This is a genomic window from Parapedobacter sp. GCM10030251, assembly GCF_042666505.1.
In the GTDB taxonomy this organism is placed as follows: domain Bacteria; phylum Bacteroidota; class Bacteroidia; order Sphingobacteriales; family Sphingobacteriaceae; genus Parapedobacter.
Window position 1 is genome coordinate 1 of record NZ_JBHTDN010000013.1, and the last position, 24,666, is coordinate 24,666.

At 46.6% G+C, this 24,666-nt stretch carries 23 protein-coding genes, 1 tRNA gene and 1 pseudogene; 13 read left to right on the top strand and 12 right to left on the bottom strand.

Going from position 1 to position 24,666, the window contains the following annotated elements:
• Window positions 1–202: 202 nt before the first annotated feature.
• Both ACFQRK_RS21545 and ACFQRK_RS21550 read right to left on the bottom strand, forming a co-directional pair.
• On the bottom strand, window positions 203–601 hold the full coding sequence (locus tag ACFQRK_RS21545) for a hypothetical protein (protein WP_379010300.1): 399 nt from the start codon (window positions 599–601) through the stop codon (window positions 203–205).
• A gap of 225 nt (window positions 602–826) precedes the next feature.
• Window positions 827–1,360: an antirestriction protein ArdA gene (locus tag ACFQRK_RS21550; RefSeq protein ID WP_379010301.1), complete on the bottom strand. Its 534-nt coding sequence runs from the start codon at window positions 1,358–1,360 to the stop codon at window positions 827–829.
• A 493-nt stretch (window positions 1,361–1,853) separates the two neighbouring features.
• Between ACFQRK_RS21550 and ACFQRK_RS21555 the strand changes: the two genes are divergently transcribed.
• Together ACFQRK_RS21555 and ACFQRK_RS21560 are read left to right on the top strand one after the other, a co-directional pair.
• The gene (locus tag ACFQRK_RS21555) at window positions 1,854–2,015 is read left to right on the top strand and encodes a hypothetical protein (protein WP_379010302.1); all 162 of its coding nucleotides are present in this window, start codon (window positions 1,854–1,856) and stop codon (window positions 2,013–2,015) included.
• 26 nt (window positions 2,016–2,041) lie between these two features.
• A pseudogene (locus tag ACFQRK_RS21560) lies at window positions 2,042–2,839 on the top strand (recombinase family protein); the annotation flags it as partial.
• Between the two features lie 739 nt (window positions 2,840–3,578).
• Here ACFQRK_RS21560 and ACFQRK_RS21565 read toward each other — a convergent pair.
• Together ACFQRK_RS21565 and prmC are read right to left on the bottom strand one after the other, a co-directional pair.
• A tRNA-Lys gene (locus ACFQRK_RS21565) sits at window positions 3,579–3,651 on the bottom strand.
• 141 nt (window positions 3,652–3,792) lie between these two features.
• Window positions 3,793–4,668, bottom strand: coding sequence for a peptide chain release factor N(5)-glutamine methyltransferase (prmC, locus tag ACFQRK_RS21570; protein WP_379010303.1), 876 nt, complete (start codon window positions 4,666–4,668; stop codon window positions 3,793–3,795).
• Between the two features lie 234 nt (window positions 4,669–4,902).
• On the opposite strand from prmC, the gene ACFQRK_RS21575 reads away from it, so the two are divergent.
• Both ACFQRK_RS21575 and ACFQRK_RS21580 read left to right on the top strand, forming a co-directional pair.
• A complete protein-coding gene (locus tag ACFQRK_RS21575) occupies window positions 4,903–5,265 on the top strand; it encodes a DUF2200 domain-containing protein (protein ID WP_379010304.1) in 363 nt (120 codons plus the stop codon).
• Between the two features lie 248 nt (window positions 5,266–5,513).
• Window positions 5,514–8,174: a DUF5916 domain-containing protein gene (locus ACFQRK_RS21580; RefSeq protein ID WP_379010305.1), complete on the top strand. Its 2,661-nt coding sequence runs from the start codon at window positions 5,514–5,516 to the stop codon at window positions 8,172–8,174.
• Between the two features lie 12 nt (window positions 8,175–8,186).
• On the opposite strand, the gene ACFQRK_RS21585 is transcribed toward ACFQRK_RS21580, so the two are convergent.
• A complete protein-coding gene (locus ACFQRK_RS21585; RefSeq protein WP_379010306.1) occupies window positions 8,187–10,025 on the bottom strand; it encodes a UbiD family decarboxylase in 1,839 nt (612 codons plus the stop codon).
• Window positions 10,026–10,126: 101 nt separating this feature from the next.
• Here ACFQRK_RS21585 and smc point away from each other — a divergent pair, with 101 nt between their 5' ends.
• Entirely contained in the window at window positions 10,127–13,696 is a 3,570-nt protein-coding gene (gene smc / locus ACFQRK_RS21590) for a chromosome segregation protein SMC (RefSeq protein ID WP_379010307.1), read from the top strand.
• An 18-nt stretch (window positions 13,697–13,714) separates the two neighbouring features.
• Here smc and ACFQRK_RS21595 read toward each other — a convergent pair whose 3' ends face one another.
• Entirely contained in the window at window positions 13,715–14,677 is a 963-nt protein-coding gene (locus ACFQRK_RS21595) for a GlxA family transcriptional regulator (protein WP_379010309.1), read from the bottom strand.
• A gap of 107 nt (window positions 14,678–14,784) precedes the next feature.
• Entirely contained in the window at window positions 14,785–15,222 is a 438-nt protein-coding gene (locus ACFQRK_RS21600; protein WP_379010310.1) for a hypothetical protein, read from the bottom strand.
• Window positions 15,223–15,456: 234 nt separating this feature from the next.
• Between ACFQRK_RS21600 and ACFQRK_RS21605 the strand changes: the two genes are divergently transcribed.
• Window positions 15,457–15,582, top strand: a complete 126-nt coding sequence (locus tag ACFQRK_RS21605) for a 30S ribosomal protein THX (RefSeq protein ID WP_379010311.1) — start codon at window positions 15,457–15,459, stop codon at window positions 15,580–15,582.
• Window positions 15,583–15,585: 3 nt separating this feature from the next.
• Here the strand turns inward: ACFQRK_RS21605 and rlmB are convergent, their stop codons facing one another.
• Window positions 15,586–16,365, bottom strand: a complete 780-nt coding sequence (gene rlmB / locus ACFQRK_RS21610) for a 23S rRNA (guanosine(2251)-2'-O)-methyltransferase RlmB (RefSeq protein ID WP_379010312.1) — start codon at window positions 16,363–16,365, stop codon at window positions 15,586–15,588.
• Window positions 16,366–16,697: 332 nt separating this feature from the next.
• On the bottom strand, window positions 16,698–17,939 hold the full coding sequence (rocD, locus tag ACFQRK_RS21615; protein ID WP_379010313.1) for an ornithine--oxo-acid transaminase: 1,242 nt from the start codon (window positions 17,937–17,939) through the stop codon (window positions 16,698–16,700).
• 85 nt (window positions 17,940–18,024) lie between these two features.
• Between rocD and ACFQRK_RS21620 the strand changes: the two genes are divergently transcribed.
• From ACFQRK_RS21620 to ACFQRK_RS21645, 6 genes are all read left to right on the top strand, one after another.
• Window positions 18,025–18,423 carry a DoxX family protein gene (locus ACFQRK_RS21620; protein WP_379010314.1) on the top strand — a complete coding sequence of 133 codons (399 nt, stop codon included), beginning with the start codon at window positions 18,025–18,027 and terminating at the stop codon, window positions 18,421–18,423.
• Window positions 18,424–18,428: 5 nt separating this feature from the next.
• The gene (locus ACFQRK_RS21625) at window positions 18,429–19,451 is read left to right on the top strand and encodes an alpha/beta fold hydrolase (protein WP_379010315.1); all 1,023 of its coding nucleotides are present in this window, start codon (window positions 18,429–18,431) and stop codon (window positions 19,449–19,451) included.
• Between the two features lie 99 nt (window positions 19,452–19,550).
• Complete coding sequence (locus tag ACFQRK_RS21630) at window positions 19,551–20,150, top strand: TetR/AcrR family transcriptional regulator (protein WP_379010316.1); 600 nt, start codon at window positions 19,551–19,553, stop codon at window positions 20,148–20,150.
• A 38-nt stretch (window positions 20,151–20,188) separates the two neighbouring features.
• On the top strand, window positions 20,189–20,815 hold the full coding sequence (locus tag ACFQRK_RS21635; protein ID WP_379010384.1) for a nitroreductase family protein: 627 nt from the start codon (window positions 20,189–20,191) through the stop codon (window positions 20,813–20,815).
• A 25-nt stretch (window positions 20,816–20,840) separates the two neighbouring features.
• The gene (locus tag ACFQRK_RS21640; protein ID WP_379010317.1) at window positions 20,841–21,551 is read left to right on the top strand and encodes a DsbA family oxidoreductase; all 711 of its coding nucleotides are present in this window, start codon (window positions 20,841–20,843) and stop codon (window positions 21,549–21,551) included.
• A 103-nt stretch (window positions 21,552–21,654) separates the two neighbouring features.
• Window positions 21,655–22,419, top strand: a complete 765-nt coding sequence (locus tag ACFQRK_RS21645; protein WP_379010318.1) for a superoxide dismutase — start codon at window positions 21,655–21,657, stop codon at window positions 22,417–22,419.
• A gap of 88 nt (window positions 22,420–22,507) precedes the next feature.
• Here ACFQRK_RS21645 and ACFQRK_RS21650 read toward each other — a convergent pair whose 3' ends face one another.
• On the bottom strand, window positions 22,508–22,906 hold the full coding sequence (locus tag ACFQRK_RS21650) for an SRPBCC family protein (protein ID WP_379010319.1): 399 nt from the start codon (window positions 22,904–22,906) through the stop codon (window positions 22,508–22,510).
• Between the two features lie 23 nt (window positions 22,907–22,929).
• Complete coding sequence (gene pyrE / locus ACFQRK_RS21655; protein ID WP_379010320.1) at window positions 22,930–23,574, bottom strand: orotate phosphoribosyltransferase; 645 nt, start codon at window positions 23,572–23,574, stop codon at window positions 22,930–22,932.
• Between pyrE and ACFQRK_RS21660 the strand changes: the two genes are divergently transcribed.
• Window positions 23,573–24,181 (top strand): NUDIX hydrolase, encoded by a 609-nt coding sequence (locus ACFQRK_RS21660; protein WP_379010321.1) that lies wholly within the window; start codon window positions 23,573–23,575, stop codon window positions 24,179–24,181. The two genes, pyrE and ACFQRK_RS21660, sit on opposite strands and share 2 nt — an antisense overlap.
• 8 nt (window positions 24,182–24,189) lie before the next feature.
• On the opposite strand, the gene coaD is transcribed toward ACFQRK_RS21660, so the two are convergent.
• The gene (coaD, locus tag ACFQRK_RS21665; protein WP_379010322.1) at window positions 24,190–24,666 is read right to left on the bottom strand and encodes a pantetheine-phosphate adenylyltransferase; all 477 of its coding nucleotides are present in this window, start codon (window positions 24,664–24,666) and stop codon (window positions 24,190–24,192) included.

Sequence of the window (24,666 nt, forward strand, 5' to 3'; positions counted from 1 at the left end):
GTGAATAACACCGAAGCAGCCTGCAATCATTCTGCACTAGTTGTTGCCGAAGTTGTGTAGGTATTGTTGCCGATTATTGTGTACTCTTATTTGCCAAAAGTTGTGTATTCTTATTTACCGATTACAGCTGGGGAGGATCTGTCTTTTTTGCCGTCCAATTTTTGAGGCAAAAAATGGGAACGGCGTACCGCTCCCGTAAAACTCAACTGTCTACAATCATTTTATCATGCCCGAATAGCAAGTGTATAGCCTCTTTTAGCTTCGGGTTACATTCTTCCCTGTCTGCATACTCAACAAGGCAGTTTATTAGAAATATGGCATTGTGACCGTCAAAAAGTTGGTCAGAAAATACCCGTGTGCTACGGTGTAACGTGACGTTATACCGCTTTAAAACCTGTTCGGTATTGTTAACCAAGCTAAACCAGTAATCAGCGGTTAGAAACGTTCTTTTAGCCCAAATACTGCGTATATATTCCTCCTGCTCTCTGAAACGTTCCGCTTCCTGCTGTACAAAGACGGTCAAGTCTTTAAGGTTTTGGGGGAATAGCTTAGCAAGTAAATACCCTCTTTCTACATTGTTCATGTCGTTTAATGCTTTCATGTCGTTATATTTTTTTAGTGTTAATCTTCTGCAATTTTATAATGGCACATTCGGGGCAATGCTCGGCGGTTGTTATCTGTTGTATTGCACCCCTTTCACCGCTTAGCGATACTACTTTTATCCGTATCATGCCCGTATCATGTTTTAGGGTCGCTCTATAAGTTTCTATTATCATGGTTTTGATTTTATGATAGGCGACCACCTTTGCAGGTGGTCGCCTGTGGGTTAGGAATTGTAAAATACATGACCGCTATCGCTCCAATAGTCACCGCAAAACAGGTCACGGGCATAAGCCTCATAATCGAAGTACGTTTTTGCAAATTCGGGCAAGTCCATTTGCTCTACCTGTTCATAGGCAAAATCTTCCTCGTCCTTGTATTCCCCTATGTAGTCATCGTCAAAGTCGCTTATTAGGTCGTCAATATCGCCCTCGGACAGCTTACGGTGTCCATTGTCGCACCATATTAGAAATGCCTCTTTTCGGGTTTCGTCCATATCTTCCAAAGCCTCCAAAACCTCAAATATGCTATCGCTTATCCAACATTCGCCGATTAAGCCGTTTGGGATATTCTCGTAGTCTTGGAACATAAATTCGGGGTCTTCCTCGTCATCGTGTAGCTCCCTGCAAGCATCGTAAAATTCTTCCTTGTCCGTATAATCGGAGAGCTTTAGCCATTCTCCGAAGATTGAACCGTCATTATATTTTCCGTATGTGCCGACATATACGCTTGCTTCCGATGTGTTTATTTGATGCGTCATTTCTTTACAGTTTTGAATTAATTTTTTTGATTTATTCGGCAATGAGAGGAGGTGCTGTTGTTTTGTTTCAATACCATTTCCAATGCTTATTTTCCTCATGCCTGACATTTTTTTTATTCGTGTAAAGAGCCGGAGTATGCTATGTTTCGTTTCGGGAGCAAGTCAAGGTTAGTGTTTAGGGCGACACAAGGTTTTGGGAAAAAAATACACCCAACGGGCTGGAGATTTTTTTTCCAAACGTGTCTTGACCTTGGGGCGACAGAAACACGGGTTACCTTTGCTCCATGAAACGTGAACAATAGGCATACTCGCTTTTTAGGCATAACCAAACGTGGAAGTAATGAGGATAGCATTGCCGAAATGGTTCTAAACAGGCAGACTATGCCAAGTAATTCAACCCAAAGACATATTCAAAGAGCCATTCCATCATATCTATAAGTTTGTTCGTGATGCGGATTATTCCGCTCGGTTAACAAGCAAAATAGAGTTGAAGATGGAGAAAGAAAAAGCGAACGATTTAACCCCCGAAAGAGTTAAGCAAATCTTGAAAAAGAAAGGAACGGAAGTCGATTTAGAGGAAGCGCAAGCTATTATGGAGTTTGTCAAGAAGATAGCTCACATTGCAGTTAACCAGTATTTAAGAGGAAAACTTTAATCTAATGAACAAGGAAAACTGTTGTGATGAGAAAGGCAGATTTATACATACGTGTATCGACAGACGAGCAAGCGGACAAGGGATATTCACAACGTGACCAAGAAGACCGTCTAAGAAGATATTGTGAGATAAAAGGCATTCCGGTAAGGGATGTGTACGTAGAAGACCATTCGGCAAAATCTTTCAAACGTCCAGAGTGGCAGAAATATTTATCCAACCTACGTAAAACAAAGAACAACAAAGCGGGGTCAATAATATTATTTACCAAATGGGATAGGTTCAGTAGGAACGCAGGGGATGCGTACCAAATGATTAACCAGTTACGGACACATGGCGTTGAGCCTGTTGCGATAGAACAGCCCTTAGACCTTACCATTCCCGAAAATAAAATCATGCTTGCGTTCTATCTTGCTTCACCGGAAGTTGAGAACGACAGGCGTGCATTAAATGTCTTTCACGGAATGCGTAGGGCGAAAAAAGAGGGGCGGTATATGGGTACTGCTCCATTGGGATATGCCAATAAGATAACAGAGGGCAAAAAGAAGTTCATTGCACCCCATGATTTTGAAGCACCGCTTTTAAAATGGGCGTTTGAACAAATCGTTTCTAATAACTTCAATACCGAACAGATATGGAAAATGGTTCGGGAGAAAGCCGATGGAAAAGGTCGGTTCAGCAAAAATAACTTTTGGGTAGCCGTCCGAAACCCCTTGTACTGTGGCAAAATATTCATTCCTCCCTACAAAGAGGAAAAGGGATATTTTGTCAAAGGACAGCATGAGCCATTAATCAGCGAAAAGACGTTTGCGGATGTACAGGATATTCTCGATGGGAGAAAGAGGGTTGTAAAGCCTAAAATCGTGGCTATGGACAATCTACCGCTTAGAGGGTTTATTAAATGCCCTAACCCTAATTGTAATAGGATGCTCACAGGAAGTGCCTCAAAGGGCAAGATGGGCAATTACTATTACTACTATCATTGCACTTCCTCCTGCGGAGTACGGTTCAAAGCCGAAACCGCCAATGAGGCTTTCTTAAAACAGCTACGGTATATGTCGCCAAAAGAGGGTATGGTCGATGTTTTTATCGAAGCCTTTATAAAAGACTTCAATAACAAGACCAAAGCCCAAAACACGGAACGGGCAAATATCATAGGTGAGATTGATGCGTTGAACAAACGCTATCAAAATGCGCTTTTAAAAAATGCCGATGGAGAAATGGCAGATGACGATTTCCAAGAAGTAAAGAAATTGACCAAAGGAAAGATTGAGGTTTTGGAAAGAAGATTAAACGACTTGGCAGTAGTAGGAACGGAGATTAAAGACTTGTTAGCATCCACCTTAAAAAAGGTCGCAAACATTGATAGACGCTATGAAAACGGCGATATTGAGGAAAGAAGACTTATTGTGAGTTCGATGTTCCCCGATTTTTTGGAATTTGACGGAACACAACATCGAACTCCGAGGCTAAATTCTGCGATTGCTCTTATCTATCAGAATAACAGCAAGTTACAAGGCAAAAAAAATGGGACAAGTCTATCGTTTTTAGACTTGTCCCAAGACGTGATCCCGCTGGGATTCGAACCCAGGACCCATACATTAAAAGTGTATTGCTCTACCAGCTGAGCTACGGAATCAATCTTTTTAAGAGAGAGCGCTTTTCCTTTTTTGGAAAGTGGTGCAAAGATAGGATTATCGACTTTATCGTCCAAAATAAATTTCAGATAATTTTCCATCGTTAACAACTCCTTTTAAATCAATGAGTAATATTTCCATTTTTAAGCAGATAACTTTTTCCTGGCTTGTATCATGCGATCAGCTCCCTGCAGGTCCTGGTGCAACTGCACATCCATGAACCCTTTTTTTCGTAGTAAGTCACATACCTCAACGCCATAATTCCGGTTGATTTCAAAATAAAGCTTTCCCCCTGGCCGAAGATGCTTCAATGCAAAAGCGGAAATATGTTCGTAAAATAACAAAGGAGTATGATTATCGACAAAAAGGGCCAAATGAGGCTCGTGGGCCAACACATTTAGATGCATCTCTCGTTGCTCTTGTTCGGTAATATAAGGTGGATTGCTTACAACGATGTCATATCGTTGATCCGCTTGGAAAACCACATCCCATTCGAGAATATCCGCTTGTATATATTCAATGGACACGCCTTGGTTGTCGGCATTTTGCTTCGCGACTTGCAAGGCGTCTTTAGAGATATCCAACCCATATAGCGTCGCACAAGGAAGAGCACTTTTAAGGGCAATAGCGATGCACCCGCTTCCGGTACCAATGTCGATGATGCTGGGACAACCGCCATCAATCAACTGTTGTTCATTGATAATAAGCTGAACTAATTCTTCGGTCTCCGGCCGGGGAATTAACACAGATGAATCAACTACTAGTTTCATTCCCCTAAACCAAGCGTACCCTAAGACATACTGTATGGGTTCCGCCTTTTTTAGTGACGATAATGCTTCGAGTAATCCATTGATCCGTACATCGTCAACAAGTTCCTGTTTACGCAGGAAATAATCGTGCTTAGACCATCCTAAGTGATCTTCCAAAAGAAGAAGATAAAGTTGCCGGACCTCACCGGCATCATAAAGTTGTGTCAGCTCATTTAAAAATTGCTCTTCAACGCTTGCTATACTTCGCATCGCACAAAAATACAGGATACCTCGGGATCGGCCAAGTACGATTGTGGACTATGCAATGTTGGCTTTGTTTGCAGCCGTTGTATAGGGGAAACCAAAACGTTATGCATCCACATTGTTAATAAATCAATATTGCTATTTTTGTTTTACAGTTTTGGTTTTACAGTCATGCGACGATATCTTTAACTGCATACGTTTCACAGTAAGATATCGTCCGCGTTATCAAAATAATAGGTTATGAAGACAACCCCTGAACATGACAAACGAATCGCGAAAATGACATTTGCATCGGTATATCCGCATTATGTTACCAAAGTGGAGGGTAAAAGCCGGACAAAGGAGGAACTGCATCAGGTAATCGAATGGCTGACTGGCTTTGACGGCAAAAAGCTCCAAAAACTCATCGACGAGAAAGTAACTTTTGAAACTTTCTTTGATGAAGCCAAATTGAATCCAAATGCACACCTGATAACAGGCGTAATCTGTGGCTATCGGATAGAAGAAATTGAAAATCCATTGACCAAAAAAGCAAGATACCTGGATAAGCTGATTGATGAATTGGCAAAAGGGAGAAAAATGGAAAAGATTTTACGCCAATGATTACGTAGATCGGCATTTCCGAAAATGTCGGTGTTGCTTTCTTTCATCCTCCCGGTATCCTGCCGACCCACCGGAAATTTTTCCTGACTTTGTGGATGACACCTCCCTTAGCGACCTTAGGACCTTAGATCGTTGCGGTTGCTATAAACGGCTGCGGCAATCACCTATCCTTAATCCAAGAGATACGGTTGCCGTTAAATTTTATACTTTTGGGCCGTGCGAAGGATTCCCATTTATAAGAAGAATACATGATGAGATATTTCTACGTAGTTATTTTCGCTTTTACGTATTTTTTTTCCCGTGCTCAGGACGAGCGAAAAGAGGTGGTTACTTTTGAAGATGCCTATAAACGGGTCTATCATATCACCAAACTCAGCGGAGATAATATCAAAATAGACGGAAAACTAGACGAAGATATCTGGCAGAACACGGGACAATGGTCGCAAAAGTTTTCTCAGGTCATTCCATTCGAACGTGTATATACACCGTCTTGGACACGAATGAAAATTTTCTATGACGATCAAAGCATCTATATCGGGGTCTATTGCAAAGACCAACACCCGGAGACCATGAACGCCTTCATCGGAAATAGGGATGACAACAGCAACGGCGATCTAATCAGCATCGCATTTGATACGTATCACGATTATCGCGTAGCCCCGGAGTTCAACATCAACCTGGGTGGGAATAAAACAGACCTGACGGTAACGGACAAACTTTCCGTCAACCTGAGCTGGAATGCAGTTTGGGAAGGAAGGACCCACGTAAACCCAGCCGATTCGAGCTGGACGGCAGAACTCCGTATCCCCTTCAGCCAATTAAGATATAATCAAAAAAATACAGACGGAATATGGGGATTGCATATTAGGCGCATCATCCGTCGAAATAATGAGGTTCAGAACTGGAGTTTGATCCCTATTAAGAACAACGGCCATGTTTTTTCGTTCGGAGAAATGCATGGTATGACCGATTTACCCAAACCTCGAGGGATGGAATTTGCGCCTTACATCATGGCCAAACACATCAATGAGCCACAAATACCCAGAAGTCCTTTTCAGAAAGGTAGTCAATGGGGTGGAAACGCGGGGCTCGACGCCAAATTTGCTCTGCAGGATTTTACGTTGGATTTAACGGTTAACCCGGACTATGGCCAAGTAGAGTTGGATCCATCTGTGATGAACCTTTCGGCTTATGAAGTATTCTATGAGGAAAAGAGACCCTTTTTTTTGGAGGGAAGGCACATTTTGGAATTCGACAACAACGAAGAGGGAATGATGTTTTATTCAAGGAGGATCGGTGCTATGCCCTCCTACCAGCCCCAGGGAATCGACAACATTGACAACTTTACGAGCACACCTAAATTCATTCCGATCATCGGAGCCCTAAAATTGACAGGAACGAATCGTAACGGACTCACGATTGGACTTCTGGAGAGCGTCACCGCACAGACCTTTTCTAACGTCAGACGTAATGGTATATTCGATAGCGAAATGACGGAACCACTAACCAACTATACCGTTGCACGGGTTCAGAAAAACTGGGATGGAAATACGCTATTGGGTGGGATGGTGACAGCGGTAAACCGGAAACTGACCGAAGAACATTTGCAAGATGCAATGATTGGAAATGCGTTCACCGCTGGATTAGATTTTACCCAGTATTTTGCCAATCGTCTCTATTACATCGATATGAAGGGCATGTTCAGCACGCTCCATGGGTCACCCAGCGCGCTGTTAAAAACAAAAACAAATGCAGCGCATTACTTCCATCGCGAATCGGGAGCCCGATACCTGGATCTCAACCCCAGTAGCCGCTCGATGCAAGGAACAGGCGGTTATATTAAGGTCGGCAAAAAAGGGAATGCACAATGGAATTTCTCACAAATATACAGCTGGTCCTCACCCGGATTTGACCTCAATAACGTGGGGTACATGAAGCAATCGGATTACATGCTGAACGAATCAGAAATTGCCTTCCGAAAAACCGATCCCTGGGGGCCGTTTCGCTTTGCTGGCATCAACATGACGCAGAAAAATGTCTGGAATTATGGCGGCGACGCCATCAATAACGACGTGGCGATCCGCTGGCGCAGTCTAAGCATCGCACACCGGATCGAAATGGATGTAAAGGAGACCTTCAGTTGGAACACCGTAGACAGCCGTAGGCTACGCGGCGGGCCGGATATGCGGTATAATGCAAATTTCGCAACCAACATCAGTGTGAATTCCGATCGAGCCAAGAGAGTGGTATATAAATTGGTTTACGACGGCCGACATTACCTGGCCGAGCAGACCGGATACAACCAAATCCATCCAAGCTTGATTTTCCGAATCGGCGATCACATGCGCCTGACGGGGCAATTCGATTATGCCTGGAATGACGATAACCTGCAATATGTGAGCAGCGTCCAACCTCCGGACGGTTCGGATGGAGAAACGGAATATGTGATGGGCCGAATGAAACAGAAAACGTACGGCGTAACGGTTAATATGCAGGTAAACGTTACACCCGATATTTCGATCCAGTATTACGGTTCTCCATTTACGTCGGTCGCCAGATACGACCAATTCAAACTGGCAACGGATACCCGGTCGAAAACCTATTCCGATCGATTTTATCAATTCGCGGAAAGCGAGATCAGTCTGACTGATGGTCTGTATGTCGTCAATGGAGATAATGGCCAGCTATCGTTCAAAAATCCCGACTTCAGTTTTAATGAGCTCCGTTCCAACCTGGTCGCCCGTTGGGAATACCTCCCCGGCTCGACGCTGTACCTGGTGTGGCAACATAACCGTTCCTACCAGGACGCTATCTACGAACCGGGATGGGACGGCAACTTGGATCGGATGTTTGCCTTGCCAGCCACGAATACATTCATGATGAAAGTCAGCTACTGGTTTAACCGCTGATACCGCGATTTCCTAGATGATTCCATGCAACGGCCCACCGGCCGCTCCCATTGCATCGACCCGCTTTTCAACTTCGGGATCTTTAATCAACTCTGGTGCGTGATGAGGTTTTTTACGCGCATCGATAATCAGCGGCCCCCGGCATCCCCAATGTTTATGCTGAACGAAGCTTCCCACGCCATGAATATCATGCGATGGATTACTGCGCGTAAAAGCAATCCAAACCAGGTTGTTCACGTTAGCAGCTGTAAATCCGGCGTCATCGCAAAGGACCATCAAGGCAATGCCGGACAGATCTTGATCCTTAACCTCGTCGCACCATGTTTCAATACCGCCGGTTTCATTCTTCTCATCGGTATAAGCGGGTGCTTCGACGGCCAGAATACCCGGTAAAGCTAGCTTACAGTCTTGAAACGGCTGGGGTAATTGAAAGCCCCCCGGCAGTTCGTTCCATAAAACCCGCTTCGTACCACCGGCGGCCGCAAAAACCACCTTGGAACCAGCATTCAGCCCATCACCCGAATAATCCAGCGTGTCAATGGTGGTCTGGGTATGAAAATGCAGATCACGACCGAAATCCATCCGCTCTAACAGGTGCTTAAGGAAACCGGGAATGTCGTGGATATCGAGCTGCGGATCGTCCTCATATGCCGTAATAAAAAGGTATTTGGCTAAGCTCAATTGATTTTTGCCCAGTATCTGATTGGCAATCGTGAGAATTTCCTGAGGCCGGTCGGTGTTGAGATAGGGCGTATACCGTTCACTTCCGATAGCAAAAAGCAAGGGGTGCACACCTGCCGCATCCACGGCATGGACGGCATGGAGGCCGTTTATTTCCTGTGGAATGGCCGAACCGGTGATCTCGTGGATCAACGCGCCAAAACTTGTATCTTCCTGCGGCGGGCGTCCCACCACGGTGAAGGACCAAATCGGATTGGGTCTGTGATACACCCGGTGCACGTGCATCAACGGAAACGGATGGATGAGGCTGTAATACCCCAAGTGATCGCCAAACGGACCTTCCGGTTTGTTTTCCTGGGGATAAACCGTCCCTGTAATCACAAAATCGGCATCCGCGGAAATACAAAATCCTTCTTCGTCATAAAAGTATCGGAAGCGCCGATTACCCAAAGCTCCGGCAAACGTCAATTCGGACAACCCTTCGGGCAGTGGCATCACGGCCGATAATGCATGTGCGGGCGGACCGCCTACAAAAATGCTCACCTTTAAGGGCAGCCCTAAGGCGTTGGCCTTGGTCTGGTGTACACCGATCCCTCGGTGAAGCTGGTAATGAAGGCCTACTTCGGCGTCGGTCACGTAGTCATTTCCCGTTAACTGGATACGGTACATCCCCAGGTTGGCATGCATGACTCCGGGCCGGGCGGCATCCTCGGTGTACACCTGAGGCATCGTAATGAATGCCCCCCCGTCCATCGGCCAGTTAACAATCTGTGGCAATTGGCTGATGTGGGTGGTACCGTATTGGATCGGCGCCCCGCTTTTTCTCTTCCACGGAAGCGCGGAAAGTGCTGCGGATGCGACATGGGCATAGCGTAACGGATTTCTCAACGCACGCATGGGATCGGATTTGACATCCACCAGCACCTTGATCTTGTCAAGGGTATCCCGGAACATAAACCGCGAACGGGCCAGCGTTCCAAACAAGTTGGAAACCGCCGGAAATGGACTCCCCTTGACGTTTTCAAACAGCAATGCCGGGCCCTGTGCGTCATATACGCGCATATGGATGGCAGCCATCTCCAGATAAGGATCTACCTCCTGCCGGATACGGATCAAGTGATTGTGACGCTCCAAATCGTTAACGCATTCGGCAAGGCTCTTGTATCCCATATTTATTGTGATTAATCGGACAAAGATAGCCGATCGATGTACTTAATCAATCCTATTTCTTAAATTCGCCACGGAAATACGAAAAGAGACGACAAATACCGATGCAACTCACCAAGCTCGAGATAAAGGGTTTCAAAAGTTTTGGAGATAAAATAACCATCCATTTCAACGAAGGAGTCACCGCCATCGTAGGGCCAAACGGATGCGGAAAATCCAACGTTGTGGATGCGATCCGCTGGGTACTCGGCGAGCAAAGCACCCGCATGCTGCGTTCCGAAAAAATGGAAAACATCATTTTTAACGGCACCAAAAACCGGAAAGCCGCCAACCTTGCTGAAGTATCACTTTCATTCGACAATACAAAGAACATTCTGCCCACAGAGTTTTCACAGGTGACCATTACGCGCAAACTGTACCGCAACGGCGAAAGCGAATACCGGCTCAACGACGTCAAATGTCGGCTCAAAGACATCACCGACCTTTTTCTGGATACCGGCGTTGGGGCCGACTCGTATTCCATCATCGAGCTTAAAATGATCGATGAAATCATCAACAACAAGGATAATTCGCGCCGTAACCTATTTGAAGAGGCTTCTGGAATTTCTAAATACAAGGTACGGAAAAAACAGACCCTTGGCAAGCTAAAAGATACCGAGAGTGACCTTGAACGGGTAGACGACCTCCTGTTCGAAATCGAGAAAAACCTTAAAGCGCTGGAGAACCAGGCAAAAAAAACTGAACGGTACTACCGCCTTAAGGAACAGTATAAATCATTGAGTATCACACTGGCCTCCCACCGCATTACGCATTTCAGTGAATCGCTGGCCAAGATTGAAGAGCAGGAATTGGCTCAACGCACGGAGCAGGCACGCATAAACACCGAAATTGCCAAGTTGGAAGCTCAGCTGCAACAGTTGAAACAAGATAGCCTGGCCAAGGAAAAGAACCTCGCCACCCAGCAAAAAGCGACAAACGAATACGTTGGCAAAATACGGGCTTATGAAAGTGATAAAAAGGTTAAAAACGAACAACTTCGGAACCTGCAAGATAAAGAAACCCGTCTGAGCAATGAGTTATCCCAAGATAAACAACAACTTAATCACGCACTATATAATATCAAGAGGCTCAATGAGGAGCACCTCGTCGAGCAAACCAAGTTGAACGGCATCACCGTCTCCCTGCAACAGCAAAAAGCAGAAGTAGACGAGCTCCGGGGGCAGCAACAAACCGCAAAAAACAAATTGGATGCCTCCACACGCCAACACACCGAGTTGCAAAACGAAATTTACAAGCTTGAGAAAGAAATAGCGGTGTTACGCATACAGCACGACGCGTTGGAGCAAGAAAGTGTCCGGAACATAACCGATGCTGAATCAAAGGCGTCAGAGCTTGATCAATTCAACGCGTTGGTCGACCAACTGGAGGGACAGACGGAGGCACTGCAACGGGAATATGAGGCTACCGTACAATCGGAAAACGAACTCCAGCAGCAAATCACGGACACGGAAACGGCTATTCAATCGATAAAAGACGAACTTGTCCGGGATAACCGGCAGCTCGACGCAAAGCAAAACGAATATAACTTAACGAAATCTCTGGTCGACAACCTTGAAGGCTTCCCAGAATCCATCCGTTTCCTCCGAAAAAACGCGGGATGGAAGAAACCATACCCCTTATTTTCCGATATCTTGTTTTGTCAGGAAGGGTATCGCATTGCGATCGAAAACTACCTCGAACCGTACATGAACCACTACGTGGTTCAACGCCAGGACGAAGCGGTACATGCCATACGGTTGCTGAGTGACGCCGCCCGTGGGCGGGCCAATTTCTTTGTGCTTGAGGCAGTGAGCGATGTTCCGGCAACAGGCGTTCCCCCAGCGGCCGACAGCCTGTTGATCCCCGCGTTGGACATCATCAGCGTAGAGGAACAATATCTTCCCTTGTGCCGAAGGCTCCTGCACAATGTTTTTCTGCTTCAGTCGGACGACGAAAAAGCGTTGGAAAGCAGTCTACCCACAGAAAACAGGGTCATCCTACACAAAAGTGGCAAGTTCAGCAAAAACAGTGTCGGCATGGCCGGCGGATCTGTAGGCTTATTTGAAGGGAAGCGCATTGGGCGCGCAAAAAATCTGGAAAATCTAGCGAAGGAGATTAAATCGCTGAGCAATCAAATCGCCAACCGCCAGCAAAAATTAGGGGATGATACCCAGCGCCTGGAAGGCCTGAAAAGAAGTACACAAAAAATCCGCATTGAAGAACTGGGGCTGCAGCTCAACAGGCTCAACAATGAATTGGTATCGGTAAAGACCAAGCAGGAACAATACCAGGCATTCATCGCGAACAGCCAGAACCGCAAACAGGATATCGAGCAGAAAATGGCCAACATTTCACACGAGTTGAAAGCGGCCGAACCGCGATTGGCAACGCTCCAAACCGATAAAGAACGTCAGCATGCTCTATTGCAGGAAATGCAGGGGGCCTTCCAAGAACTTTCGGAAGTGCTTACAGAAAGATCATCGGCATATAACCAAGAGAATATCCGTTTTCACCAGCAACAAAATAGAGTTTTCAGTATCGATAAGGACCTGGAATACCGCGAAAGCTTACGAGAAACTTACGAGACACGGATTGCGAAAAACACCGCGGAATACGAACAGGTACAGGCCGGTATCAAAGACACGCTTCAGCACGTCGATCATTCGGATGAGGATCTGATTGCCATGTATGCACAAAAAGAAGCCTTCGAGAAGGGGTTGCAAGACGTAGAAGAAGATTACTATGCATCACGGGGCAAAATCAATGAAACCGAAGAGCACATTACCCGCCTGCGACGGCAAAAAGAACAAGTCGACTTTTTATTTAATGAACTGCGGGACAAAAAGACGAATCTCAAACTTGATCTCAACGCGTTGAAGGAACGTCTCTCGGTTGAATTCTCCATCGACATTGCCGAATTGATGTCCGGCGACGAAGCTAGCGAACGGGACGCGCAGTTGCCGGAACCGGAGGAAGACGAAGAAACCTTACGTTTTAAAACCGAAAAGTTACGAAAACAACTGGACGAATTCGGCAGCATCAATCCGATGGCGATGGAAGCTTACCAAGAGATGAACGAGCGTTATACCTTTATTGTCAAGGAAAAACAAGATCTGTTGGATGCGAAAAACTCCCTATTGGAAACCATACAGGAGATAGACGATACCGCACGGGAAAAGTTCATGGAAGCCTTCACCAAGGTCCGCGAAAATTTCATCAACGTATTCCGCTCATTGTTCAATGAAGAGGATACGTGCGATCTTATTTTGAGCAATCCCGAAAGCCCGCTGGAGTCCGACATCGATATCATGGCCCGCCCCAAAGGTAAGCGGCCACTTTCCATAAACCAGCTTTCCGGCGGCGAAAAAACGTTAACGTCAACTGCCCTTCTGTTCTCGCTGTACCTCCTCAAACCAGCCCCCTTCTGTATTTTCGATGAAGTGGATGCTCCGCTGGATGACACAAATATCGATAAGTTCAACAACATCATCCGCAAATTTTCAAATCAGTCTCAGTTCATCATCGTGTCGCATAACAAACGCACCATCGCCAGCACGGACATCATCTACGGTGTAACTATGGTCGAACAGGGCGTGTCGCGCGTAGTGGCCGTGGATATGCGGGAAGTTGCGTAACGAACCCGAAGCGGCCGATTAGTTATATCGATTGGCGTAGTCTACCGGCGACAAGCCCGCAATCCGTTTGAAGACATCCCTGAATGCCTTCGGGTCGACATACCCCACGTCATACATCACTTCAGCCACCGTTTTTCGGCCGGTTTCCAATTGCTTCTTCGCAGCCTCTATTCTAACCCGCTGGATATACTCCACCAAGGTATTGGCGGTTACTTTCTTGAACCGTCGCTCGAAGGTACGTCGTCCGATACCGAATTTATCGGCCAGCATGTCAACCGTAAGCCGGTTAGCGTAGTTCTGCTCGATGTATTCCTGGATTGCCAGGATGAGATCATCACCATGGTCTTTCTGCCCTTTAAAAACGCTGAACGGCAACTGGCTGTTCTTCTCGATGTCCAGCAGGAAAAACTTGGAGGCGATGATGGCCATCTCGCGCGACGTGTATTTCTCGACCAAATATAAGAGTAAATTCCAATACGTACTGGCCCCACCACTCGAATACAGTCCCTTCTGATGGGTGATTACCCGGTCATCTGCCAGCTGTATTCCCGGGAAACGTGCCCGGAATTCATTGGCAAACAACCAATGGGTGGAGCACGATTTACCGTCCAGTAATCCGGTAGAAGCCAGCAAAAAAGCACCGATACATAAACTGGCCACTTCCGCACCGCGTTGGTATTGTGCAACGATCCAAGGATAGAAATCTTCATTGCGACGGATTGCCTCGCTGATATCCCCGCTGATCGCGGGAATGACAATCAGGTCCGTCTTTTCAACGTCTGTCAAGACCCGATCGACGTGGATGGAAACCAGCCCGTCATTTAGCCGTACTTCTTTCGTAAGCCCCACCGTTTGAACGTCAAAAAAGGGCCGGTGCCCGGCGTTCCTAAAAAATCCGTTGACGGCAGTGAACATGTAACGGGGATCGACAACAGCCGACGCGACCGCTGTTTCCGGAACGAGTATACTTACTTTCTTCATATCACAAAGGTACTGGGTAGCGTTGTCGGAATCAACCCGTTAGTTTGTCGTTTTCACACAAGGCGGCCTAACGTTACGATCGGTATAGAGCTGCGCTGGCGACTGGGCTACCGACTGGCCAGCCACGAACCGATTTTTGGCAACCAACCTTCTATTTTATGCCGATAACGGGCCAATATATCCCAAACCCACCGGTTCGGGTCCTTGCCTCGCGCCCCACAGTCAAAGACTCGACATGAACGAAGGAAACGGTTGTACAAGCCAAAAGGAAAGACGAAACGAAGTACAGTTTTATATTTCAATAAGCAATACTCCGCATAAAGATGCCCCCATATTTCCACGGCAAAGGAATCGTCCCCTATGGCCAATACGGAACCATAAATCCTAGCGTAATCTGCCCGCAAGGAGTTGATCAGAAAAGCTACCGAATGTACCGGCCGTGAGGCAATCGCTTTTTTGAATGCGTCATCGTTTGTAATGCACACCAATTGTTCGTGGATGTTGACGATCACTTCATGTCCATCAATTTCATACCGAAGTTTCATTTCTTATCAAATTGATGCTTCATATAAAATTCATATTTACTTGATTGTAAAATCATTGAAATTCAAATTTAACCTATAATTAAGTCGAAAATCCCTAGCAAACCGAATGAAAATGTCAGTACGTTCGATATTGGTATATCGCGATCTATTTATTAACTTCGTATTGCAGTTTTTCAAAATCGTTTTCAAGAACCTTTCAAGGTTTAATTCGTATTATTCATATAATAATTCAATATGGGAAAAGGAGATAAGAAAACCAAACGCGGCAAAATTGTAAAAGGAACCTACGGCAGAAGAAGGCAAAGCGCTAAGAAACGGAAAAAGAAAGCGGCTGCTGCCGCCGAGCATGCTTCGGAATAGTGCCTAAATAGCCAATCGCTGTCTTACCACCTCGTAAAGCCCCACGCCTGCGGACACCGAAACATTAAGTGATGCGATCGATCCTGCCATGGGAATCTTTGCCAAGTGGTCGGCAATGCGAACAAGCTCGTCGGAAATACCCTGCTCTTCCGAACCCAGGATCAATGCGGTGGGAACGGTGTAGTCGATCTCATATAAGCTCCTGTCTGTCTTTTCAGTATAAGCCACTAATTGAATTCCTGATTCTTGCAGGAATTTAGCCGTTTTGACCAAGCTGTCTTCCCTACACACATTGATTTTAAACAATGCTCCTGCCGAAGTTTTAATTGCATCTGGGTTGATTTCGGCCGTACCCTTTTTCGGCACGACGAGCGCGTGGACCCCGGCGCATTCGGCTGTACGCGCAATTGCACCTAAATTTCGGACATCTGTGATGCCATCCAATAGGAGCAGCAACGGTGCCGCACCTCTTTCATAAATGACCGGCACGATGTCCTCCACCCGTTGGTACGTAATCGGCGAAATCACAGCAATGACACCTTGGTGATTTTTCCGCGTCATGCGGTTGAGTTTTTCCACCGGCACGTGCTGGTAGCTGATGCCATGCCGACTTAGTACCTGCTTCAGTTCGAGAAATAACGCCCCGCCCAGCCCTCGCTGAATGAACAACGATTCGATTTCCTTACCGCTATCGATCGCCTCAATGACCGCACGTATGCCGTAAACTTGTTGATTTGTTTCCCGCTTTTCCTGACGGTCGTACCGTTGCCGCTGTTGATACATGTTCTATTTATTTGCAGGCGAAATTACACATTGTTGGACCGAGTTGCAATTCATTCACTACGTGAATGTGATTCTTGTTGTTTTCTATACCTTCTGTTACGTCGCGGAGAATCTGATAATCACTGCGCAATACGTATTATTTGCATCAACCATCGAAATTGATCCGATACTGCTTCGTATGGTGTGCACCTGGTGAGCACGGTAAGTCCACGTCTAGTCCACCTTTGGGTGGTGACATGTGCCTTTACCGTAAAGATATCCCGCTCACATCGTGCCGACACGGCAACGCGGTCCCGAATGAGTGGCGAACCGGTTTCAAAGCAGAAGTAGGTTCATTGGGATATCAAAACGGCTAAGCTTTCGCTGATGATGCGAATCCCATCATCCAATTGTTCTTTTGTGATGACCAATGGCGGAGCGAACCGTATTTTATCGCCATGCGTCGGCTTGGCAAGTAAACCATGGTTTCTAAGCGCCAAACACAATTGCCAGGCAGCGTCGGGGTTACCGTGCCGGATAACAATAGCATTTAATAACCCTTTACCTCTTATTTCCAAAATATTCGGATGATTTAACTGCTGTAATTGTTTACGAAAATAGATACCCAGTTCCTGGGCACGGTCAGCCAGGCTCTCCGCTTTGATAACGTCTAATGCAGCCATCGCAACTTTGCAGGCCAAGGGATTGCCGCCATAGGTCGAGCCATGCTCGCCGGGCCTGATGCATAACATAACCTCATCATCGGCCAGCACCGCCGAAATCGGCAGCATACCGCCGCTCAGGGCTTTTCCCAATATCAGGATATCGGGTCGCACGTTTTCGTGGTCGCATGCGAGCATCTTGCCGGTACGGGCCAATCCCGTTTGGATTTCATCGCCGATGAACAACACGTTCGACCGTTTACATAACTCATACGCCCTTGCAAGGTATCCGTCTTCCGGCACGTATACGCCGGCTTCTCCTTGTATCGGCTCCACCAGAAAGCCCGCAACTGTCGGGTCGGACAATGCAGCTTCCAACGCACTCAGATTGTTGTAAGGGATCACCTCATATCCCGGCATGAAGGGTCCAAAACCATCGCGTGATGATGGATCGGTGCTGAACGATACTACATTGAGCGTACGCCCATGGAAATTACCTTCTACGGTAATGATTTTAGCCTGGTTGGCTGGTATTCCTTTTTTGTCGTAGCCCCAGCGACGGGCGAGTTTCAACGCTGTTTCCACAGCTTCCACCCCACTGTTCATAGGCAATGCCTTTTGATATCCGAAATAGCGGGTGATGTATTCGGCATATTCACCTAATAAGTCGGCATGAAAAGCCCGCGAGGTCAGTGTAAGCTTTTGCGCTTGATCCACCAAGGCCTTTACAATTTTCGGATGGCAATGGCCTTGGTTTACGGCAGAATAACCCGAAAGGAAATCGTAATAGCGCTTGCCCTCCACGTCCCAAAGGTATACGCCTTCACCCCGTTCCAATACCACTGGCAACGGGTGGTAGTTGTGCGCACTGTAGGCTAATTCCCTTTCGATGAATTGCTGAGTCGTTGAAAGATGATCAATCGGTAGTGACATGTGTCAAAATTAACATTCTTTCGGGAAACCGGACAGCGAAATCGATACAAACCGGTATCTTTGTTTCGGTCCAATACAATGCTCCATGAATAAGCAACGCCTTATTGAATTGTTTCTTCGCCTTCCCATCGCGATGTCGTTTCTGGGCCACGGTTTGGTCCGGCTTCCAAAACTCGAAGCTTTTGCTTCGGATATGGCAGACCAGTTTACCGGGACGGTATTGCCGCATAGCTTTGTTTTTGCATTCGGGTACGTATTGGTCTTCGTGGAGTTCATTGCCGGTGTTTGGCTCATCAGCGGACGTTGGTTTCAGCAAGCGTTATTTACGGGACTGGCCATCATGACGATCTTGATTTTCGGCAGCGCCCTCGTTGAGAACTGGACAGCCGTATCAGCCCAGTTGATACACAGCATCTACCTGTCCGGATTGCTCCTATTGGCAGTACGGAGAGATATAGCAACTAATATACGAACCGCTAATTGATCGGTATGAATTATCTATGTCTTTTTAAAAGAATATCAGCGACGATCTTGGTTCTTTCAATCGTCCAATTTTCGGATGCACAACAAAATTCGCCGATCGGGACCAATTTAGAGACCATTGATTATCCGTATCCTACACGGTACCTCACCCTGGCCATTCAGGGAGAGTCACTGAAAATGGCGTATATGGAAGTCATTCCCACCACACCCAACGGGGAAACCGTACTACTCATGCACGGAAAAAACTTCAACGGAGCCTATTGGGAACAAACGGCAAATGACCTCGCAGCAAAAGGTTACCGTGTTGTCATACCCGATCAGATCGGCTTTGGCAAATCATCAAAACCGAACCGTATCCAATATTCTTTTCAATTGCTGGCTCTCAATACCAAACAGCTGCTCGATAGCCTCCGCATCGGGAAGGCACACATACTTGGTCATTCAATGGGCGGTATGCTCGCCACCCGCTTTGCACTCATGTTCCCAGCCTATACCCAAACGCTGATTTTAGAAAACCCGATCGGCCTGGAAGACTGGAAAACCGTGGTACCTTACCAAACGGTTGAAAATTGGTACAAAAGTGAACTGGCTCAGACGTACGACAAGATAAAGAATTATCAGCTTACGTTTTATTATGATAACAAATGGAAACCTCAATACGATCGTTGGGTACATATGCTGGCCGGCTGGACCCACGATATTGATTACCCACGCATCGCTTGGAACTCCGCCCTATTGTACGACATGATTTTTACCCAGCCGGTAGTATACGAGTTCGGTAACATCCAATCTCCGACGCTCTTGATCATAGGCCAGCGCGACCGAACTGCATTGGGTAAAGCCCTTGCACCTAAGGAGGTCCAGAAGACCCTCGGCAATTATCCACTACTGGGCCGGAAAGCCGCTGAAGCCATCCCCGATGCGCAACTAGTGGAGATTGACGGCATCGGCCACTTGCCCCATATCGAGGCATACGACCAATTCATCCGGCCTCTTATCGCATTCCTGAAAGCCCATTCGAGCAACTAACTTCGTCATCCCATTGTCGTTTTTCTGCAATCGCTTGGTGAAATAAAGTTTCGGTTGTTACTTTTGCTGACAGTGTTAACTTTTATACACAGTGTTACCATGGGAATATCCGAACGTAAGCAACGGCAGTTAGAACAGGTTCGAGCTGCGATATTGGCGCAATCTTGGCAAATTGTGGAAGAGGAAGGCTGGGACGCGCTGTCCATCCGTCGGATTGCTGATGCCATTGAGTACAGCACCCCCGTTGTGTATAAACACTTTGAAAGCAAAGAAGCCATTCGAAGCGCCTTTTCACAGGAAGGCTATGCACTGCTTGCAAGGCGGCTTCACCAAGCAAAACGGGAACACGACCGCCCTACCGATCAGTTAATGGCGCTGTCCAATGCGTATTGGGCTTTTGCTGAGGAACATCCAAAGCATTATCAGATTATGTATGGACTGGGGATCCCTACCTGCGAAATGGTACGGGAAACGCGTGAGATCATGGAGGTCAGCAGTGTTTTCCACGACACCATCGAAGCGGCTATACGGGAAAGCAAGCAGCCGGACGCCGATGCTCATCTGAAAGCGATGACATTTTGGTCGATCCTTCACGGGCTGATCGCAATGGGAATGATCTCCGGCCCGGGAGACCCGCACACCGCAAAGCGCATCCTGGAAGATGCGACCGCGGGGTTTATCAAGGCATTAGTAGAGTAAATCATAAATCTTCGTATTAATATCAAATCAATAAGCACCTGCTAGAAACACTAAAATGGCGCTATGCGACAAAAAAGATGAACGGACAAACCGTCGCGCAAGAGAAAATTGACAGCATCTTAGAAGCGGCCCGCTTGGCTCCGACTTCATCGGGACTACAACCATTTAAAATCCTGGTGATTACCAACCCGGAGTTGAAAGCTAAAATCCAGCCCATCGCCTTTGGGCAATCACAGATCGTTGACAGTTCCCACCTTTTATTGTTTGCCGCTTGGGACAAGTACACAGCAGAGCGGATCCATGCCGTATTTGCCCACACAGCTGCCGAGCGTGGCATTCCCGCCAGCTCGTTCGACGACTATGCAACCCGGCTGAAGAACATGTACTTGAGTCAACCTGCCCAAGCCAATTTTGAGCACGCTGCCCGTCAGGCATACATCGCTTTTGGGCTTGCCATCGCGGCCGCTGCGGAGCTTCAGGTCGATGCAACCCCTATGGAGGGGTTCGACAACACGGCGCTGGATGCGTTGCTTGGGTTGCCCGAACAAGGATTGAAGAGTGTCACCTTACTGCCGTTGGGTTATCGGGATCAAGAAAACGATTGGCTGGTAAACCAGAAAAAAGTTCGGATCCCGAAAGAGGAATTAGTAATGAAATTCGCTTGATGGCGAACGTTTAAAACACGGAATAATGAAAATAGAAGTTTGGTCTGACATTGCCTGTCCGTTTTGTTACATCGGCAAACGTAATTTCGAAGCGGCATTGGGGCAATTTGAAGATGCTCCATTCATCAAGTTGGAATGGAAAAGTTTTCAGCTTGATCCCGAATTACCAAAGGGCGCTACCTACACGGACACGTACCAATACCTTGCCGAGCGAAAAGGAATGAGCATTGCAAAAGCGAAGGAGATGACTTCGGGCGTAGCTGCTACCGGTAAGAATGCAGGGCTGGCATTGCGCTTTGAGAGGACCGTGGTAACAAACACCTGGGATGCCCACCGGTTGATACATCTTGCCCAAGCAAATGGGGTCGGCAACGTTGTCAAGGAAGCCCTGTTCAAGGCTCATTTTACCGATGGAGCGGATATCAGCGAGTCCAGTACGCTAATTGCACTTGGCAAGGAGGCTGGTCTGGAGGAAACAGCGATGCTGGAAATGCTTAACAGCGAGAGATTTGGGTATGAGGTGGCCCAAGACATTCAAGAAGCCCGCAACATCGGAATACGTGGTGTCCCTTTTTTTGTATTTAACCGAAAATACGCCGTATCAGGAGCGCAACCCTCCGACGTATTTTTGCAAACGCTGCAAAAATCATTCGCCGAATGGCGCCAAGCGAACCCAAGTTCGTTTCTCGACGTGGCCGAGGGACCGTCATGCTCCCCCGATGGATTCTGCGATTGAAAGTTGTCGCCGGGTCAATAAATTGGGATTAATCCATGGGTTTTTAAAACAAAACACTAACTTTGGTTGTAATTAAAGCTATGAAATCAAATCTTTAACCATTATGGCAACGACCAATAGAAGGAATTTTTTACGCACAAGCATTGGCTTTTCTGCAGCAACCGTGGCGACTACCGCTCTGGGGGTCAATCCGTTAAACACATTGGTAGGGTGCAGTTCTCCGACTTCATCAGGCAAAGAATCTGCCGAGTCAAGCGGAACTCCGTTGGAATTTACGCAGGAGCCCTTGGGTTACGAATACAATGCATTGGAACCCAACATCGATGCGCGGACCATGGAAATCCACTACACCAAGCACCATACGGGTTACATCTCCAAAGTAAACGATGCGATTAAAGCGGACAAAATAACGTACTCCACGCCGGAAGAATTGTTCGCCAACATTTCGAAGCTATCGGATACCGTACGCAATAACGGCGGCGGCGCGTGGAATCATTCCTTTTTTTGGAAATCATTGCGTGCACCCGTCGACGGCAACGCTCCGGCAGGTGCATTGATGGATGCCATCAATGGTTCTTTTGGTTCTTTTGATCAATTCAAAGAACAGTTTGCCGCGGCTGGCGCGGGCAGATTCGGCTCGGGATGGGCGTGGTTAGTGAGCGACCAAGGCACCTTAAAGATCGGCTCCACCCCTAATCAGGATAACCCATTGATGGATGACGCAGAGTTGAAAGGAAAACCGCTTTTAGGAATCGATGTCTGGGAACATGCGTACTACCTTCATTATCAAAATCGCAGACCTGAATATATTACGAATTGGTGGAATGTGGTCAATTGGGATTTCGTGGCTGAGCAGTTAGACGCGTAAACTTCAATTCCACTCAATCGATAAAAGAGAAACCCCGGCACAAACGAATGCCGGGGTTTCTTGTTAATATCTGACTTTTTGCCGGGGCCTAATTTAGTACTGACTTCAAACGATCGACCTGGTAATCTACCAATTTTTGCAATGGCTTGGCGGCCACCATTTTCATCATCATGTTGAGATCCGCCTCGACGATCAATCGGGCGAGTGTCTGTCCATCTCCTTGTAAGGTGGTTTCCCAACGCAGGGTTACATCAAAGGGAGCTTTTTCTACAGGTACGAATACCACTTCTCTATTCTCGATCCGGCGATCGACTTTAAGCGCAAGTTTCACCATGTTTTGGATGGTAAAACTTGCCTGGTCCCGTGTAGATGCCCAATCTTGTATATTCTCTGGCATCAACTGCTCGTGATTCGTGCAGTCAGCTAAAAACGCAAATACCCGGTCGACGGATTCGTCAATAATCGCTTGATTTTGAATTACGGTCATGGGAATAAAAGAGAACTCTCAAATTATTTAGGCGACCATTCGGATGGGTTGGCCCGCCATTGTTCCAACACTTCGATGTCACTGTTCAATATGTAATTATGCTTGGCCGCAACTTCTATCAAATTATCGTAACTGCATAGGCTTAAGTGCCTGCATTTGGCTTCTGTAAAGTTTTTTTCTGCTTCAGCAAACCCATATGTAAATATGGAAACCAAACCTACGACATTACAGTCGGCTTCTCGCAGGGCCTGTACAGCTTTCAGACTACTTTTTCCGGTTGAAATCAAATCCTCGACCACTACGGCGCGCTGGCCGCTCACGATCTCACCTTCGATTTGGTTTTCCCGTCCATGGTCCTTTGAATTGCTCCGAACATAGGTAAAAGGAAGGCCTAGGTCCTGGGCAACCAATACCCCTTGCGGAATCCCCGCTGTAGCTACACCTGAAATCATCTCAACCGATCCAAACTCTTCCTGTATCAATTCAGCCAACTTTTGGCGAATGTACGTACGGATGGGTGGGTGAGACAAAGCTACACGGTTATCGCAGTAAATCGGAGACTTCCAACCCGAAGCCCATGTAAAAGGTTTTTTGGGTTGTAATTTAATTGCTTTAATTTGCAACAATGATTCGGCAACTTTTTGTGCAACCTCATTCATATTATTCATGGCGCAAATCTATAAAATTTATATGAACCAATCCGCTCTCGTTGTGGCAGATTTTGTACCCGAAAGCGTTAGCAATATTCAATCAATTGACCATCAATACCTTGACTTGGAAAAACTTTTCAAGCAAGCAAAAGAAAATAAAAATCCCACCACATATTTCATACTAATAAAAAAACCGACTGACTTTTTTAATTCTATTAAAAAAAGAATCAAACTAATTAAAGCGGCAGGTGGATTAGTAAAAAACGGAAAAGGTAAATTCCTGTTTATTCACAGGCTTGAAAAGTGGGATTTACCCAAAGGTAAGGTGGACGAAGGGGAATCGATGCGGAGGGCTGCCGTACGGGAAGTACAGGAAGAATGCGGCATCACCGTTGACTATCTCGGACAAAAAATAGCGACCACCTATCACACCTATTTAATGAAAGGCGAGCTGGTTTTGAAAAAAACTAATTGGTATGAAATGGGTGTAAACAAAGTTCCGAAGTTAAAGCCCCAACACGAAGAAGATATCGTGGATGCCATCTGGCTGGGGAAAGATAAATTTGACCGAATTCGTAAGAACACCTATCCCCTGATCGTGGACATCCTAGATACGGTTACCTAAAACAGTGGTCAGGACTTCTCCCCCACCATTGCCAACACGGCTTCCGGTACGAGTTGGCTTACGTCGCCTTTGTTTACGATGATCTCACGGACGATTGTGGACGAGATATGGGATAATCCGTTGCTGCTTACCAAAAAAACCGTTTCTATAGTGGGTGCCAATACGGAATTGTTCAATGCGATGGCCTTCTCAAATTCAAAATCTGTCGCATTCCGCATACCGCGGAGAATATAGCCGGCGCCTACTTTTTTACAAAAATCAACCGTAAGCCCCTCAAACAGGATTGCCTCTACCGAATCGGCCTGCGACGCGAATACCTTTTTGATCATTGCCAGCCTTTCATCAGGACTGAAGAAGCCCTTCTTTGTCGTATTGGCGCCAACGGCCACATAAATTTTATCAAAAAGAGTCGTCGCTCTTTTCACGACATCGACGTGAGCTTTGGTAATGGGATCAAATGAGCCGGGGAACACTGCTATTTTCAT

Coding starts and splice junctions, on each gene's coding strand:
- ACFQRK_RS21585 (WP_379010306.1), bottom strand. CDS start 10,025: ATGGGATACAAGAGCCTTGCCGAATGCGTTAACGATTTGGAGCGTCAC.
- ACFQRK_RS21650 (WP_379010319.1), bottom strand. CDS start 22,906: ATGACCGTAATTCAAAATCAAGCGATTATTGACGAATCCGTCGACCGG.
- ACFQRK_RS21550 (WP_379010301.1), bottom strand. CDS start 1,360: ATGACGCATCAAATAAACACATCGGAAGCAAGCGTATATGTCGGCACA.
- rocD (WP_379010313.1), bottom strand. CDS start 17,939: ATGTCACTACCGATTGATCATCTTTCAACGACTCAGCAATTCATCGAA.
- ACFQRK_RS21645 (WP_379010318.1), top strand. CDS start 21,655: ATGGCAACGACCAATAGAAGGAATTTTTTACGCACAAGCATTGGCTTT.
- ACFQRK_RS21630 (WP_379010316.1), top strand. CDS start 19,551: ATGGGAATATCCGAACGTAAGCAACGGCAGTTAGAACAGGTTCGAGCT.
- ACFQRK_RS21580 (WP_379010305.1), top strand. CDS start 5,514: ATGATGAGATATTTCTACGTAGTTATTTTCGCTTTTACGTATTTTTTT.
- pyrE (WP_379010320.1), bottom strand. CDS start 23,574: ATGAATAATATGAATGAGGTTGCACAAAAAGTTGCCGAATCATTGTTG.
- ACFQRK_RS21595 (WP_379010309.1), bottom strand. CDS start 14,677: ATGAAGAAAGTAAGTATACTCGTTCCGGAAACAGCGGTCGCGTCGGCT.
- ACFQRK_RS21545 (WP_379010300.1), bottom strand. CDS start 601: ATGAAAGCATTAAACGACATGAACAATGTAGAAAGAGGGTATTTACTT.
- ACFQRK_RS21640 (WP_379010317.1), top strand. CDS start 20,841: ATGAAAATAGAAGTTTGGTCTGACATTGCCTGTCCGTTTTGTTACATC.
- ACFQRK_RS21555 (WP_379010302.1), top strand. CDS start 1,854: ATGGAGAAAGAAAAAGCGAACGATTTAACCCCCGAAAGAGTTAAGCAA.
- smc (WP_379010307.1), top strand. CDS start 10,127: ATGCAACTCACCAAGCTCGAGATAAAGGGTTTCAAAAGTTTTGGAGAT.
- ACFQRK_RS21660 (WP_379010321.1), top strand. CDS start 23,573: ATGGCGCAAATCTATAAAATTTATATGAACCAATCCGCTCTCGTTGTG.
- prmC (WP_379010303.1), bottom strand. CDS start 4,668: ATGCGAAGTATAGCAAGCGTTGAAGAGCAATTTTTAAATGAGCTGACA.
- ACFQRK_RS21625 (WP_379010315.1), top strand. CDS start 18,429: ATGAATTATCTATGTCTTTTTAAAAGAATATCAGCGACGATCTTGGTT.
- ACFQRK_RS21575 (WP_379010304.1), top strand. CDS start 4,903: ATGAAGACAACCCCTGAACATGACAAACGAATCGCGAAAATGACATTT.
- ACFQRK_RS21620 (WP_379010314.1), top strand. CDS start 18,025: ATGAATAAGCAACGCCTTATTGAATTGTTTCTTCGCCTTCCCATCGCG.
- ACFQRK_RS21600 (WP_379010310.1), bottom strand. CDS start 15,222: ATGAAACTTCGGTATGAAATTGATGGACATGAAGTGATCGTCAACATC.
- rlmB (WP_379010312.1), bottom strand. CDS start 16,365: ATGTATCAACAGCGGCAACGGTACGACCGTCAGGAAAAGCGGGAAACA.
- coaD (WP_379010322.1), bottom strand. CDS start 24,666: ATGAAAATAGCAGTGTTCCCCGGCTCATTTGATCCCATTACCAAAGCT.
- ACFQRK_RS21605 (WP_379010311.1), top strand. CDS start 15,457: ATGGGAAAAGGAGATAAGAAAACCAAACGCGGCAAAATTGTAAAAGGA.